This window comes from Streptomyces sp. SCSIO ZS0520 (assembly GCF_025643355.1).
Lineage (GTDB): Bacteria > Actinomycetota > Actinomycetes > Streptomycetales > Streptomycetaceae > Streptomyces > Streptomyces physcomitrii.
The window spans coordinates 2,805,807-2,819,985 of the sequence record NZ_CP092644.1 but is presented as its reverse complement, the minus strand read 5'-3'; the positions used below and the strand labels follow the sequence as shown (position 1 = coordinate 2,819,985).

The 14,179-nt window shown below is 73.9% G+C and carries 11 protein-coding genes and 1 pseudogene; all 12 read left to right on the top strand.

Annotation, left to right across the window (positions count from 1 at the left end; genetic code table 11):
- The first annotated feature begins 52 nt into the window (after window positions 1-52).
- The 12 genes and pseudogenes from MID12_RS10545 to MID12_RS10495 all read left to right on the top strand — a co-directional run bounded on the left by MID12_RS10545 (window position 53) and on the right by MID12_RS10495 (window position 13,893).
- Window positions 53-532: an SAM-dependent methyltransferase gene (locus tag MID12_RS10545; RefSeq protein ID WP_263166410.1), complete on the top strand. Its 480-nt coding sequence runs from the start codon at window positions 53-55 to the stop codon at window positions 530-532.
- Between the two features lie 15 nt (window positions 533-547).
- Entirely contained in the window at window positions 548-1,102 is a 555-nt protein-coding gene (locus MID12_RS10540; protein ID WP_263166407.1) for a class IV adenylate cyclase, read from the top strand.
- 397 nt (window positions 1,103-1,499) lie between these two features.
- Window positions 1,500-2,207 carry a hypothetical protein gene (locus MID12_RS10535; RefSeq protein WP_263166402.1) on the top strand — a complete coding sequence of 236 codons (708 nt, stop codon included), beginning with the start codon at window positions 1,500-1,502 and terminating at the stop codon, window positions 2,205-2,207.
- Window positions 2,204-4,378, top strand: a complete 2,175-nt coding sequence (locus MID12_RS10530; protein ID WP_040249257.1) for a glycosyltransferase — start codon at window positions 2,204-2,206, stop codon at window positions 4,376-4,378. Before MID12_RS10535 ends, MID12_RS10530 begins: the two co-directional genes overlap by 4 nt.
- Before the next feature lie 158 nt (window positions 4,379-4,536).
- Window positions 4,537-5,862 carry an acyltransferase family protein gene (locus MID12_RS10525; RefSeq protein WP_263166399.1) on the top strand — a complete coding sequence of 442 codons (1,326 nt, stop codon included), beginning with the start codon at window positions 4,537-4,539 and terminating at the stop codon, window positions 5,860-5,862.
- A 114-nt stretch (window positions 5,863-5,976) separates the two neighbouring features.
- A complete protein-coding gene (locus MID12_RS10520) occupies window positions 5,977-7,365 on the top strand; it encodes a nitrate/nitrite transporter (RefSeq protein WP_263166397.1) in 1,389 nt (462 codons plus the stop codon).
- A gap of 156 nt (window positions 7,366-7,521) precedes the next feature.
- Complete coding sequence (locus tag MID12_RS10515; protein WP_040249253.1) at window positions 7,522-8,661, top strand: uroporphyrinogen-III synthase; 1,140 nt, start codon at window positions 7,522-7,524, stop codon at window positions 8,659-8,661.
- Window positions 8,662-8,794: 133 nt separating this feature from the next.
- Window positions 8,795-9,394, top strand: coding sequence for a CGNR zinc finger domain-containing protein (locus MID12_RS10510; protein ID WP_040256804.1), 600 nt, complete (start codon window positions 8,795-8,797; stop codon window positions 9,392-9,394).
- Between the two features lie 166 nt (window positions 9,395-9,560).
- On the top strand, window positions 9,561-10,124 hold the full coding sequence (locus MID12_RS10505) for a sigma-70 family RNA polymerase sigma factor (protein WP_040249245.1): 564 nt from the start codon (window positions 9,561-9,563) through the stop codon (window positions 10,122-10,124).
- Window positions 10,121-10,348, top strand: a pseudogene (locus MID12_RS32420) (zf-HC2 domain-containing protein); the annotation flags it as partial. The gene MID12_RS10505 and the pseudogene MID12_RS32420, both read left to right, overlap by 4 nt.
- Window positions 10,349-10,802: 454 nt before the next feature.
- Window positions 10,803-11,366, top strand: a complete 564-nt coding sequence (locus MID12_RS10500; protein ID WP_052482246.1) for a hypothetical protein — start codon at window positions 10,803-10,805, stop codon at window positions 11,364-11,366.
- A 199-nt stretch (window positions 11,367-11,565) separates the two neighbouring features.
- Window positions 11,566-13,893: a HelD family protein gene (locus MID12_RS10495; RefSeq protein WP_263173048.1), complete on the top strand. Its 2,328-nt coding sequence runs from the start codon at window positions 11,566-11,568 to the stop codon at window positions 13,891-13,893.
- The last annotated feature ends 286 nt before the right edge of the window (window positions 13,894-14,179 follow it).

Here is a 14,179-nt window from a genome sequence, read left to right as displayed (position 1 = left end):
TCTCCCGCTGGCCGCCGCCGGGCATCACGTGATCGCGATCGAGAAAGATCCCGTGGCAGTCCACGGCGGCGACATCACCCTTCCGGACGGCCGCACCGTGTACCACCCCGGCCTCCTCGGCCGCCTCGGGGAGTACGGCCTCGGCGGCCGGGTCACGGTCGTCGAGGGCGACTTCCTCGACACCGCTGCCCGGTTGGCGAGTTGCGACGCCGTGTGGACCTCCTGCAGCTGGCACTACTCCGCCAACCAGGCTCGGCCCCTTCCGCTCTTCCTCGGCCGTATGCAGGACCTGGTGTGCGCCACCGGCCTCTTCGGCGCCGAGTTCTTCATGCCCCTCGCCTCCCGCCATCGCAGCGTCGAGCACTACACCTCGCCGGAGAGGCTCATGCGCCACTTCGCGCCTTCCGCATGGCAGATACTGCTGACGCTGCGCACCGGCATCTTCACCGAGCATCCGCACATCGACCATCCCCACGAGCATGAACACCGCATGGGGTTCCTGCTCGCAGCCCGCAACGGCGCGGCCCACTGAATCGGAGACAAGCGCGTGAAGAACGAGTACGAGGCCACGTTCATCAACATCGATGCGTCCGCGCTCAAGCAGCAACTCGCCGCCCGTGGGGCCACCCAGGCAGTCCCCCGTACTCTCCAGACCCGAATGATCTTCGACAGTGACCGCCTGCCCCAGGGCGCCTGGCTGCGGTTGCGCGACGAGGGGCGGCGCACCACGCTCACGCTGAAGCAGGTCACCGACGCCACCACCATCGAGGGCACCAAGGAGATCGAGACGGAGGTCTCCGACGTGGACGCGACGGCGGAGCTGTTGCGGACGATCGGCCTCAACCAGGTGCGGTACCAGGAGAACTACCGGGAGGAATGGCGCCTGGACGGGGTGGTCTACGACTTCGACACATGGCCGGACCTTCCCGAGATGCTGGAGATCGAAGGGCCTGGAGAAGAGGCGGTCAGGAGGGCGACTGCCGACCTGGGGCTGGACTTCGGCGACGCCCGCTTCGGTTCCGTGGATGAGATCTACCGGAGCGAGCTGGGACGGGACATCCTCGCCGAGACGACTCTGCTCTTCGGCGCCCCTTCTTCCTGACAGCGTCTTGGTGGACGACTCCACGGGCCGCAGGTGCGAGTCCGCGTGCACCGACTTCGCCGGTACCGCGGATTGTTCTGTTCTGGCCGAGCCCGCCTGACCCGTCTCGCAGTGTGGGCAGGTTCCGACCGTGAATGGCCGACTCTGCGCTTTTCCGTGTGCTCCTGGCGGAAAACAAGAGTCGGATCCGGCCAGTGGCCATTCATGGATGCCCCGTCCCCGTCGAGTGTCGGTTCCGTGAAGAGGCGGGTGGGGTTCCGGTGCGCTACATTCATGGCCCGGGTGCAGTGCGGTAAGGGGGGCGCGCGGAGCGGGTGGGGGCCCGGTCCGGTGCCGAAGTGCCCGGCTTCTGCGTTCGCGCACCTTGCTTGAGTCCCGTGGGGGGATGTGCGTGCACATGAACATCTGGCGTGAAGACGCCCAACCCGGTCATACCCATGACCCCAACGAGGTCACCGTCCAACTGGACGGCGCGGGCCGGCAGTTGGCCGAACTCCTGGACCGCGGGGAGCGTCCCGCGCCGGACACCCCGGTGTTCGTCGACGAGACGGGCCGCCGCAGCCGTACCTACCGCACCCTCGGTGTGCTGGTCGGCCTCGCCTGCGCCGGGTACGCGGCCGTCATCGCGGTGACCCTGCTCTCCGGCAACGCCGGTGCCCCCTGGCTGCCGCTGGACGGACCGCCGGAGGGCAGGCCCGCGGGCAAGGTCGAGCCCTCCCAGGTGCCCGCCGGGCAGGAGGCCGTCCCCGGGGGCAGCACCGCCCCCGCCGCGGACCCGGCCGGGGAGCCCGGCACCGACCCCGCCACCGGCACCTCCGCGGAGCCCGGCGCCGGCCCCTCCGCCACCCCGGACGCCGAGGGCCGCGGCCGCGCGGACCGGGCCGGCGGCCAGGACGAGCCCGCGCGGGGCGGCACCGCGAGCACGCCGGGGCGCCCGAGCGGCACCCCGGGCTCCGGCCCGAAGCAGCCCGCCGAACCCGTGGGTCCCGGGCCCGCCGAGTCCTCCGGCCCCGGCACGGCCACCGCCGAACCGCCGCCCCCGGCGCCCTCCGCGGCGACCGGTGAGACGGTTCCGCTCACCCCCGCGGAGAGCCCCGCACCATGAGCCGAGGCCGCCGCGCCCGGGTGAGAACGCCCCGGCGCAAGCTCCCCCTGCGCTATCTGCTGCCCTTCGTCCTGCTGGTGGCGCTCTCCGCGATGCTGATGCTGCGCGGCTATGTGCATAGCGAGATCCTCGCCGACCACCGGGTGCGCCCGCCCGCGCCCACCGACCGGGTGCCGCAGAAGATCCTCGACGGCGGGCCGGTCATCGACACCCGCGGCGGCGGCGAGCAGAGCCTGCGGGTGCCGGACCGGCGCCTGGTGCTCACCTTCGACGACGGCCCGGACCCCGAGTGGACCCCGAAGGTCCTCGACGTGCTGCGCGAACACCACGCGCACGCCGTCTTCTTCGTCACCGGCACCATGACCTCGCGCCACCCCGAACTCGTACGCCGGATGGTCGCCGAGGGCCACGAGGTCGGGCTGCACACCTTCAACCACCCGGACCTCTCCTACCAGTCCACCGACCGCATCGACCGGGAGCTCTCGCAGAGCCAGCTGGCGCTCTCGGGGGCGGCGGGCATCAGGACCTCGCTCTTCCGGCCGCCGTACTCCTCCTTCGCCGACGCCATGGACAACCGGTCCTGGCCGGTGACGCGGTACGTGGGCAGCCGGGGCTACCTCACCGTCGTCAACGACACCGACAGCGAGGACTGGCGGCGGCCCGGCGTGGACGAGATCATCCGCCGGGCCACCCCCGAGGGCACCGAGGGCGCCCTGGTCCTGATGCACGACTCCGGCGGCGACCGCGCCCAGACGGTGGCCGCGCTCGACCGCTTCCTGCCCGAACTCCAGGCCCGCGGCTACCGGTTCGACAATCTCACCGACGCGCTCGGCGCACCCAGCGCGCACACCCCGGTCACCGGGCTCGGCCTGTGGAAGGGCAAGGCGTGGATCTGGGCGGTGACCGCCTCCGACTCCGTCACCGGCGTGCTCGTGGTCTGCCTCGCGGTGATCGGGGTGCTGGTCCTCGGGCGGTTCGCGCTGATGCTGCTGCTCTCCGGGGCGCACGCCCGCCGGGTGCGGCGGCGCGGCTTCTCCTGGGGGCCGCCGGTCACCGCGCCCGTCTCGGTCCTGGTGCCCGCGTACAACGAGGCCAAGTGCATCGAGAACACGGTCCGTTCGCTGATGGCGGGGGACCACCCGATCGAGGTGATCGTCATCGACGACGGCTCCACGGACGGGACCGCGCGCCTGGTCGAGGAGTTGCGGCTGCCCGGGGTGCGGGTGGTGCGCCAGCACAACGGCGGCAAGCCCGCGGCGCTCAACCGCGGGCTCGCCAACGCCCGCCACGAGCTGGTCGTGATGATGGACGGCGACACCGTCTTCGAACCCTCCACGGTCCGCGAACTGGTGCAGCCCTTCGCCGATCCCCGGGTCGGCGCCGTCGCCGGGAACGCCAAGGTCGGCAACCGCGACTCGCTGATCGGCGCCTGGCAGCACATCGAGTACGTGATGGGCTTCAACCTCGACCGGCGGATGTACGACATGCTGCGCTGCATGCCCACCATCCCCGGCGCGGTCGGCGCCTTCCGCCGCGGCGCCCTGGAGCGGGTCGGCGGCATGAGCGACGACACCCTCGCCGAGGACACCGACGTCACCATGGCCCTGCACCGCGACGGCTGGCGGGTGGTCTACGCGGAGAACGCCCGCGCCTGGACCGAGGCCCCGGAGAGCGTGCAGCAGCTGTGGTCCCAGCGCTACCGCTGGTCGTACGGCACCATGCAGGCCATCTGGAAGCACCGCCGCGCCGTCCTCGAGCGCGGGCCCTCCGGGCGCTTCGGCCGGATCGGGCTGCCGCTCGTCTCCCTGTTCATGGTCCTCGCGCCGCTGCTCGCCCCGCTCATCGACGTCTTCCTGCTGTACGGGCTCGTCTTCGGGCCCACCGGCAAGACCGTGCTCGCCTGGTGCGGGGTGCTCGCCGTCCAACTGGTCTGCGCCGCCTACGCCTTCCGGCTCGACAAGGAACGCATGACCCACCTTCTCTCGCTGCCCCTCCAGCAACTCCTGTACCGGCAGCTGATGTACGTGGTCCTGCTCCAGTCCTGGATCACCGCGCTCACCGGCGGCCGGCTGCGCTGGCAGAAGCTGCGCCGCACCGGCGCGGTCGGCGCGGCCCCGGGCCTGATCCCGGCGCCCCGCACCGCCCCGCGCGAACGGAGGCCGGTGGGATGAGCACGACCCGCCCCGGGCCCGGACGGGCGGAGGCCACCGCCGCCGGATCCGCTCCCGGACCTGCCGCGGTGTCCGCCCCCGGACCCGCCGCCGTACGCCCGCAGACCGGACCAGGGGGACCGGAGAGACCGGAGAGACCGGAGTACCCCGCCCCCGTCGTGCCCGCGGAACCGTCCACGGGACCGCACACGGAACCGACTGCGGGACCGCATACGGAAACGACTGCGGAACCGCCTGCGGGCCCGCCCGCCGAGGCGCCCCCGGGCCGCGACCGCTATCTCGACCTGCTGCGCTTCCTCGCCCTGGTCCGGGTGGTCGTCTACCACCTGCTCGGCTGGGGCTGGCTCTCGCTCGTCTTCCCCTCCATGGGCGTGATGTTCGCGCTCGCGGGCTCGCTGATGGCCCGCTCGCTGAAGCGCCCCGCGGCCGGGGTGGTCCGCGGGCGGCTGCGCAGACTGCTGCCGCCGCTGTGGGCCTTCAGCGCGCTCGCCCTGGTCATGCTCTTCACCAGCGGCTGGGACCCCGGTGAGGAGGAGGGCGCCTGGGGCTGGGCCAAGGTCCTCAACTACCTGGTGCCGCTGGGGGCGCCCCCGTACCCCTGGGAGAGCGGCAGCGAGGGCGGCTGGCTGGAGACCAGCTGGGCCGACCAGGCGGTGGGACCGCTCTGGTACCTGCGGGCCTACCTCTGGTTCGTGCTCGCCTCGCCGCTGCTCCTGTGGGCCTTCCGCCGCTTCCCCTGGCCGACCCTGCTCGCCCCGCTCGCGCTCACCGCGCTGCTCGCCACCCCCCTCGTCGAGATCCCCGGCGAGACCGGCAACGCGGTGGGCGACTTCGCGGTCTACGGCGGCTGCTGGCTGCTCGGCTTCGCGCACCACGAGGGGCTGCTCCGGGCGGTGCCGCGCTATCTGGCCGTCTCGCTGGCCTCCCTGGTGATGGCCTTCGGCCTGTGGTGGGCCTCCGGTCACCTCGGCCCGGACGGCTGGGACCTCAACGACATCCCGCTCGCCCAGGCCGCCTGGTCCTTCGGCTTCGTGGTGATCCTGCTCCAGTACGCGCCGTCCTGGCGGGCACTGCCGGGCAGGCTGGCCCGCTGGGACCGGCTGGTCACCCTCGCCAACAACCGGGCGGTGACGGTCTACCTCTGGCACAACCTGCTGATCATGGGCACCATCGTGCTCCTCGACCAGGCCTACGGACTGCCCTTCATGGACGAGCGGCTCTCCACCGCGCTGGACACCACGTACACGCTGTGGATGCTCACCCTGATCTGGCCGCTGCTCGCGCTCGCCGTGCTCGGCACCGGCTGGATCGAGGACCTCGCGGCCCGGCGGCGGCCCCGGCTGTGGCCCGACCGGCCGGAGCGGAAGGCCGGGCGCGGCGCGGGAAGGCGCGGCGGGGGCGGCGGGCGCGGTGCCGGGCGGCGCGGCGGGCGGCGGCGCAGGCCGGGGGGACGGGCCCTCACGGCGCCGGGTCCGGGCCGGTGAGAGCAACGTTCCCCGCCGGTCACCGCGCGGGGCACAGCGCGGAAACCCCGCCTCCCTAGCTTCGAGGCCTCAGCAAGAGCGCGCCGCGCACGCCGAGAATCCGGAGGCGAACAGATGACTGCCGCGAGCCCGAGCCCCGCCGCACCGAAGCGGCGGGCCAGCCGCTGGATCGACGAGTGGGACCCCGAGGACGAGCGCTTCTGGGAGGCCGGCGGCAAGCGCGTCGCCCACCGCAACCTCTTCTTCTCGGTGCTCTCGGAGCACATCGGCTTCTCGATCTGGACCCTGTGGTCGGTCCTGGTCCTCTTCATGGGCCCGGAGTACGGGATCGACCCGGCCGGGAAGTTCTTCCTGGTGTCCATGGCGACCCTGGTCGGCGCCTGCGCCCGGGTCCCGTACACCTTCGCGGTGGCGCGGTTCGGCGGCCGGAACTGGACGGTCTTCTCGGCCGCGCTGCTGCTGCTTCCCGCGCTGGCCGCCTTCTGGGTGATGGAGCCCGGCACCTCCTACACCACCTTCATGCTCTGCGCGCTGCTCACCGGCATCGGCGGCGGCAACTTCGCCTCCTCGATGACCAACATCAACTCGTTCTTCCCGCTGCGGAAGAAGGGCTGGGCGCTCGGCCTGAACGCGGGCGGCGGCAACATCGGCGTCCCCGTGGTGCAGCTGATCGCCCTCGCGGTGATCGGTGCCGGCGGCGGACCGCGGGTGCTGCTCGGCTTCTACCTGCCGCTGATCCTGGTGGCCGTGGTGCTCTCCGCCCGGTACATGGACAACCTCTCCTCGGTGCGCAACGACACCGGCGCCGCCCGGGAGGCCGCCCGGGACCCGCACACCTGGATCGTGTCGCTGCTCTACATCGGCTCCTTCGGCTCCTTCATCGGCTACAGCTTCGCCTTCGGCCTGGTCCTGCAGACCCAGTTCGGGCGCACCCCGCTCCAGGCCGCCTCGATCACCTTCATCGGCCCGCTGCTCGGCTCGCTGATCCGGCCGGTCGGCGGGCTCCTCGCGGACCGCTGGGGCGGTGCCCGCATCACCCTCGGCAACTTCGTCGCCATGGCCGCCGCGACCGGTGTGGTGGTGCTCGCCTCGGTCGAGGAGTCGCTGGCCCTCTTCACGGCCGCCTTCATCGCCCTGTTCGTGCTCACCGGGCTCGGCAACGGCTCGACATACAAGATGATCCCCGGCATCTTCCAGGCCAAGGCGCGGGCCCGGGGGCTCACCGGCGAGGAGGCCGCGGCCTGGGCGCGGCGGCTGTCGGGGGCCTCGATGGGCCTGATCGGGGCGGTCGGCGCGCTCGGCGGACTCGGCATCAACCTCGCCTTCCGCCAGTCCTTCCAGACCGCGGGCACCGGCACCGGCGCCTTCGTGGCCTTCCTCGCCTTCTACGCCGTCTGTCTCCTTCTCACCTGGGCCGTATACCTTCGACGTCCGGCCCCGGCCGCCGCGCCCGCGGCGGCGGCCGGTGATACGAAGAAGCAGCTCGGTTACGCCGAGGTGTGACCCCGTCCGCGTAACACCGCGGACATCGGGCGGAACCGGGCCTGTCATGCCCCGTTGGCAGGCTCGGCCGCCCCGAGGGCGCGAGCGGCACCACGGGGGGCCGGGCCCCGTACAGCGGGCCGGGCACCATACGAACGGGACGAGCGGACGAGAGCCATGCACGAGAAGGAACACGGTCCCCTGGCGGGCTTCACGGTCGGAGTGACCGCCGCCCGCCGGGCCGACGAGCTGATCGCCCTGCTCGAACGGCGCGGCGCGGCGGTCCTGCACGCCCCCGCCCTGCGCATCGTCCCGCTCGCCGACGACGGTGAACTCCTCGACGCCACCAAGGGGTTGATCGACCGGGCGCCGGACATCGTGGTGGCCACCACCGCGATCGGCTTCCGCGGCTGGATCGAGGCCGCCGAGGGCTGGGGCGTGGGCACCGCCCTGCTCGACCGGCTCGGCACGGTGGAACTCCTCGCCCGCGGACCCAAGGTGAAGGGCGCGATCCGGGCCGCCGGGCTCACCGAGCACTGGTCGCCCAGTTCGGAGTCGATGGCCGAGGTGCTGGACCGGCTGCTCGACGAGGGGGTCCAGGGGCGCCGGGTGGCGGTGCAGCTGCACGGCGAGCCGCTGCCCGGATTCGTCGAGTCGCTGCGAGAGGCCGGGGCCGAGGTGGTCGGCGTCCCCGTCTACCGGTGGATGCCGCCGGAGGACATAGGGCCCGTGGACCGGCTGCTCGACACCGTGGTCGCCCGCGGCGTCGACGCCCTCACCTTCACCAGCGCGCCCGCCGCGGCCTCCCTGCTCTCCCGCGCCGAGGAGCGCGGGCGGCTGGCCGAGGTGCTCGACGCCCTCGGCCACGACGTCCTCGCGGCCTGCGTGGGACCGGTCACCGCGCTTCCGCTCCAGGCCCGGGGCATCGACACGGTGGCCCCCGAACGCTTCCGGCTCGGCCCGCTCGTCCAGGTGCTCTGCCAGGAACTCCCGTCCCGCGCACGGGTGTTGCCGATCGCGGGCCACCAGGTGGCGATCCGCGGCCACGCGGTCCTGGTGGACGGGGAGCTGCGGACCGTGCCGCCCGCCGGGATGGCCCTGCTGCGCGCGCTCGCCCGCCGCCCCGGCTGGGTCGTCTCGCGCGGCGAGCTGCTCAAGGCGCTGCCGGGCGCGGGCACCGACGAGCACGCGGTGGAGACCGCGATGGCCCGGCTGCGCACCTCGCTCGGCACCCCGAAGCTGATCCAGACGGTCGTCAAACGCGGCTACCGGCTCGCCCTCGATCCGCACGCGGAGACCAAGTACGCGGGAGAGTAGGGCAGTTGGGTCCTGTGTCCGCGGCGGGCGGATGCGGGGGGAATCGGCGCCGACGGGGTTCCGGTCGGCCGCCGGGGCGGGCACTGTAGGGGGACGGCAGGCACCGGATCCCCGAAAAGGCGGTGACATGCTCATGGCAGCGAGCCCCCTCGGTACGGCTCCCCCCGCCCATCCCTTCCGCTTCGACTCCGGCCGGGTCTGTCTCGACCTGCTCGCCACCGCCCACCCCGCCGAACGCCTCGACACCGTGCTGCGGCTGCGCTCCTGGTGCACCGGGGTCGGACTCGTGCCCAGCGGCACCCCGCTGCTCGCCGCCGACCCCGGCTGGCTCGCCGCCTTCCGCGAACTGCGCGAGCACCTCGCCCGCCTGACCCGCGCCGCGCTGGAGGACGGCGCCCCCGCCCGCGGGGCCCTCGACCGCGTCAACGCCCTGGCCCGCGAGGCCCCGCCCGCCCCGCGCGCGGTACGCGCCAGTGACGGCAGCCTGATCCGCGCCCTGCACGCCGAGCCCGGCTGCGCGGCCCTGCTCGCCGTCATCGCCCGGGACGCCGTCGACCTCCTCACCGACCCGCGCTCCCGCGCCGGACTCCGCCGCTGCGAGGGCGACAACTGCCCCCTGGTCTACCTCGACACCTCCCGCGGCAGGCGCCGCCGCTGGTGCTCCAGCGAGGTCTGCGGCAACCGGGAACGGGTGGCCCGGCACCGGCGGCGGGCGGCACTGGCCCAGGCGTAGCGTGCGGGCGGCTCTGATCCGCCGGGCACTCCTCGCGGGGCGGGTCGGGTCGGGTTCGGGCGGCCCGCGGAAGAAAATCCGCGGTCCGTTGAACGGTGCGTCCTCCCGTACGTACTTCCTGGAAGGGCACCGCTCCGGGTGGTCCGCAGGGGAGGTGGGCGCAGGCGTGAGGGAGGATGCGGCGGTGGCCGGGGAACGCCTGGCGGCGGCCGGTCATGGCGCGCCGCACGACGAGGAGTTGATGCGCGCGCTGTACGAGGAGCACGCGGCGCCGCTGCTCAGCTATGTCCTGCGGCTCGTCGCGGGGGACCGCCAGCGGGCCGAGGACGTGGTGCAGGAGACCCTGATCCGGGCCTGGCGCAACGCCGACAGCCTTGCCGCGCACGGGAGTTCGCTGCGCCCCTGGCTGGTCACGGTGGCCCGCCGGATCGTGATCGACGGCCACCGCAGCCGCCAGGCCCGGCCGCAGGAGGTCGACCCGGCACCGCTGGAGGGCGTCCCCGCCTCGGACGAGATCGACCGGGCGCTGTGGCTGATGACCCTCACCGACGCCCTCCAGGACCTCACGCCCGCCCACCGCGCCGCCCTGGTGGAGACGTACTTCCTGGGCCGTACGGTCAACGAGGCCGCCGAGACACTGGGGATACCGAGCGGCACCGTGCGCTCGCGGGTGTTCTACGCCCTGCGCGCGCTCCGGCTGGCTCTGGAGGAGAGGGGGGTGACGGCATGACGGGTGAGGACTTCCGGATGACGGGTAAGCACTTCCGGGAGACCGGCGGACGGGACGGGGCCGGCCACCCGCTCTTCGGGACGGGCCCGGCGTACGGGAACGACCGGCCTGAGGGGAGCGACCGGGCCGACGGCAGGGATCCGGTCCACGAGACGGTGGGGGCCTACGCCCTCGGTCTGCTCGAAGAGGAGGAGGCCCGGGACTTCGAGGCGCACCTCGCCGGATGCGATCTGTGCGGGGCGCGGCTGGTGGAGTTCCGGGGGCTGCGGCCGCTGCTGGACCTCATGGGTGGAGTGGGGGGAGACGGGGGGAGCGGGGGAGGAGCGGTCCCTGGATCGACGGTCAGCGGATCGGCGGTCGGCGGATCGGCGGTCGGCGGATCGGCGGTTCCAGGATCGGCAGTCCCAGGGGCGGCGGTCCCGGGATCGGCAGTCCCAGGATCGGCGATCCCGGGATCGGCGGTCCCAGGATCGGTAGTCCCTGGATCCCCGGTCCCAGGCTCGGCAGTCCTCGGATCCTCGGTCCCTGGCGCCGCGATTCCTGGACCGGCGATCCCCGGATCCCCGGTCCTGGGTCTCCCGATCCCAGGACCCGCCGCACCCCCCGGCTCCCCGAGCCCCGTACCCCCCCCCCGACCCCTCACCGCAGGCGCCCCTCCTGCCCCGCCTCCTCCACCAAGTGGCCCGCGAACGGGTCCGCCGCCGCAGGCGCGCCCTCGCCCTCGCCGCGGTCGCCGCGCTGCTGCTCGTCGGCGGCCCGCTGGCGGTGCTCGCCGTGGACCGGGACCGCGAGCCCGCGGCGGCGCCCGGGGACGCGGTGCCCGCCGACCGGCAGACCCTGCGGGCCACCGACCCGAAGACCCGGGTGACCGCCGAGATCGGCATGGAGCCCCGGGCCTGGGGCACCCACACGGTGCTGCGGCTGAGCGGCGTACGGGGCCCGCTCACCTGCTCCCTGTACGCGATCGGCGTCGACGGCAGCCGGGAGACCGTCTCCACCTGGGCCGTCCCCGAGGGCGGCTACCGGCCGGGCCGGGGCGGCTCCACCGGCGGCCACGGCCAGGACGACCGCTACCCGCAGGACCAGCAGGGGCAGCAGGATCCGCAGGGCGGGTCCGGCGGGTCCGGTGCCTACGGCGGCCTGAACGTCGAGGGCGGTGCCTCCTACCGCCCCGCCGGGATCGACCACTTCGAGGTGCGCACCACCCAAGGGCGGCGCCTGGTGACGGTCAGCAACCCCTGAACCCGGGCCGGTGACCGCGGGAATCCGGCACGAGTCGTCCTTTCCGAGGATTTTCCGGGGTGGGACAGTGCACACGTGTCGCCTCTTTCGCGTACGGTAGACGGCTGCCAAGTCAGGAGAAGGGGGCCCGGTGGCCGCGCAGCAAGCCGTCGATTCCACTGGTGATCCGGTCGGGTCCGCAGAAGGCGCCGAGAGCGGGGTGCCGGGGCCGCCCCAGGGGACGGAACCGTCCCCGGACTCGCTGCGCGAGCGGGAGATCGGCGCCGAACAGGAGCACCTGGACCGGGTCTACCGGCGCCTCGAGGAGAAGATCGACGAAGCCGAGTTCCTGATGAACGACGCCGCCCGGCGCGGTCAGGTCGGCACCCCGGGGGCGCTCGCCGAGCGCGACGCGCAGGTCTTCCGCGCCGGTGTCCATCTCAACCGGCTCAACAACGAGTTCGAGGACTTCCTCTTCGGCCGGATCGACCTGCTCAAGGGCAAGGACGGCAAGAAGGGACCGGACGGCGCGTACACGGCCGTCGAGCCCGCCGAGGGCGCGGTGCGCGAGGACGGCACCGCGGACATCGCCGAGACCCTGCACATCGGCCGGATCGGCGTGCTCGACGCCGACTACGCCCCGCTGGTCATCGACTGGCGCGCCCCGGCGGCGGCCCCCTTCTACCGGTCCACCCCGGTGGAGCCCGGCCGGGTGGTGCGCCGCCGGGTGATCCGCTCCAAGGGCCGCCGGGTGCTCGGCGTCGAGGACGATCTGATGCGGCCCGAGCTGACCGCCTTCCTGGACGGCGAGCGGCTCGCGGCGATCGGCGACGGCGCGCTGATGGCCGCCCTCGGCCAGGCCCGCGGCCACACCATGCGCGACATCGTCGCCTCCATCCAGGCCGAACAGGATCTGGTGATCCGCGCCCCCGCCGCCTCCGTCACCTATGTCGAGGGCGGCCCCGGCACCGGCAAGACCGCGGTGGCCCTGCACCGGGCCGCGTACCTGCTCTACCAGGACCGGCGCCGCTACTCCGGCGGCATCCTGATCGTCTCGCCGACGCCGCTGCTCGTCTCGTACACCGAGGGCGTGCTGCCCTCGCTCGGCGAGGAGGGGCAGGTCGCGATCCGCGCGGTCGGCTCGCTCTACGAGGGCCCGGACGGCGGGCAGGCCACCGAGTACGACTCCCCGGCCGCCGCCCGCGTCAAGGGCTCGGCGCGGATGCTGAAGGTGCTGCGCAAGGCGGCCCGCGGCGCCCTGGAGCTCGGCGAGGTCCCCACCCGGCTGCGGGTGGTGGCCTTCGGGCGCCGACTGGAGCTCGACACCGAGGCCCTCGCCCGGATCCGCGCCTCCGCCCTCGGCGGCACCGCCCCCGTCAACCTGCTGCGCCCGCGCGCCCGCAGGCTGCTGCTCGACGCGCTGTGGGCGCAGTCCGGCGCGGGCAGCCGGCACACCGATCCGGAGCTGGCCGCCGAACTGCGCTCCGGCTTCGACGAGGACATCAGCGCCGAGGACTCCTTCCAGTCCTTCCTGGACGCCTGGTGGCCCGAGCTGACCCCGCGGTCCGTCCTCGCCGCGATGGCCGACGAGCGCCGCCTCGCCCGCTGGTCGCGCCGGGTGCTGAACCAGAACGAGGTCCGCAGGGCCGCCCGCTCCTTCGCCAGGAAGGAGCTGAGCGTGCACGACGTGGCCCTGCTCGACGAACTCCAGGCTCTCCTCGGCACCCCGGTCAGGACCCGCCCCCGCCGCGAGCTGGACCCGCTCGACCAGCTCACCGGCCTGGAGGAGCTGATGCCGCGCCGCGAGGAGACCCAGCGCGAGCGCGCGGAGCGGCTGGCCCAGGAGCGCACCGAGTACGCGCACGTCATCGTCGACGAGGCGCAGGACCTCACGCCGATGCAGTGGCGGATGGTCGGCCGCCGCGGCCGGCACGCCACCTGGACCGTGGTCGGGGACCCGGCGCAGTCCAGCTGGTCCGACCCGGAGGAGGCCGCCGCGGCGCGCGACGAGGCGCTCGGCAGCCGCCCGCGCCGCCGCTTCACCCTCACCGTCAACTACCGCAACCCCTCCGAGGTCGCCGAACTGGCCGCCCGGGTCCTCGCCCTGGCCATGCCGGGCGCCGAGGCCCCGCGGGCGGTCCGCTCCACCGGTCTGCGCCCGCGCTTCCGGGCGGCGCAGGACGGCGCGCTCGCCGGGGCGCTGCGCGAGGAGGCCGCCCGGCTGCTCGGCCAGGTGGACGGCACGGTCGGTGTGGTGGTCGCGATGCGGCGCCGCGAGGAGGTCCGCCGGGCGCTCGCCGGACTCACCGCGCCGGACGGCTCGGCGGCGGACACCGGCCGCGTGGTGGTGCTCGGCAGCCTGGAGGCCAAGGGCCTGGAGTACGACGCCACGCTGGTGCTCTCGCCCGCCGAGATCGCCGACGAGAGCCCGGCCGGGCTGCGCGTCCTCTACGTCGCCCTGACCCGCGCCACCCAGCAGCTCACCGTGGTCGCCGTGCCGCGCGACCTCCCGGACGCCGAGGGCGTGCCCGACCTGCTGCGCGACTGAGCGGCGGCCGCCCGGATCCGGGTCTCCCGAGCGGCCCGGATCCGGGTCCGGGGTGCGGCCCGGACCCGGCGTCCCGGGCCGTCCGGATCCGGCCGTCCGGACGAACTTCCGTGACGGGAATGGCCTTCCGGGGATCCTTTGTTACCGTGGATGTGGCACCGGCTCGATCCAAGCCCCCGGGCCCAACCTTCGTCGCTACGAGCGACCACTTGCCGCGAGGCGAGCATGGCGGGCCGGTGTCACCTACTTCCCGCGGGAGACCGCGGGCGCACAGCACGAGCGCGAG

Excerpts from the sequence above, each read along its gene's own strand:
- MID12_RS10535 (WP_263166402.1), top strand. The coding sequence starts at position 1,500 with ATGAACATCTGGCGTGAAGACGCCCAACCCGGTCATACCCATGACCCC.
- MID12_RS10530 (WP_040249257.1), top strand. The coding sequence starts at position 2,204 with ATGAGCCGAGGCCGCCGCGCCCGGGTGAGAACGCCCCGGCGCAAGCTC.
- MID12_RS10520 (WP_263166397.1), top strand. The coding sequence starts at position 5,977 with ATGACTGCCGCGAGCCCGAGCCCCGCCGCACCGAAGCGGCGGGCCAGC.
- MID12_RS10515 (WP_040249253.1), top strand. The coding sequence starts at position 7,522 with ATGCACGAGAAGGAACACGGTCCCCTGGCGGGCTTCACGGTCGGAGTG.
- MID12_RS10510 (WP_040256804.1), top strand. The coding sequence starts at position 8,795 with ATGGCAGCGAGCCCCCTCGGTACGGCTCCCCCCGCCCATCCCTTCCGC.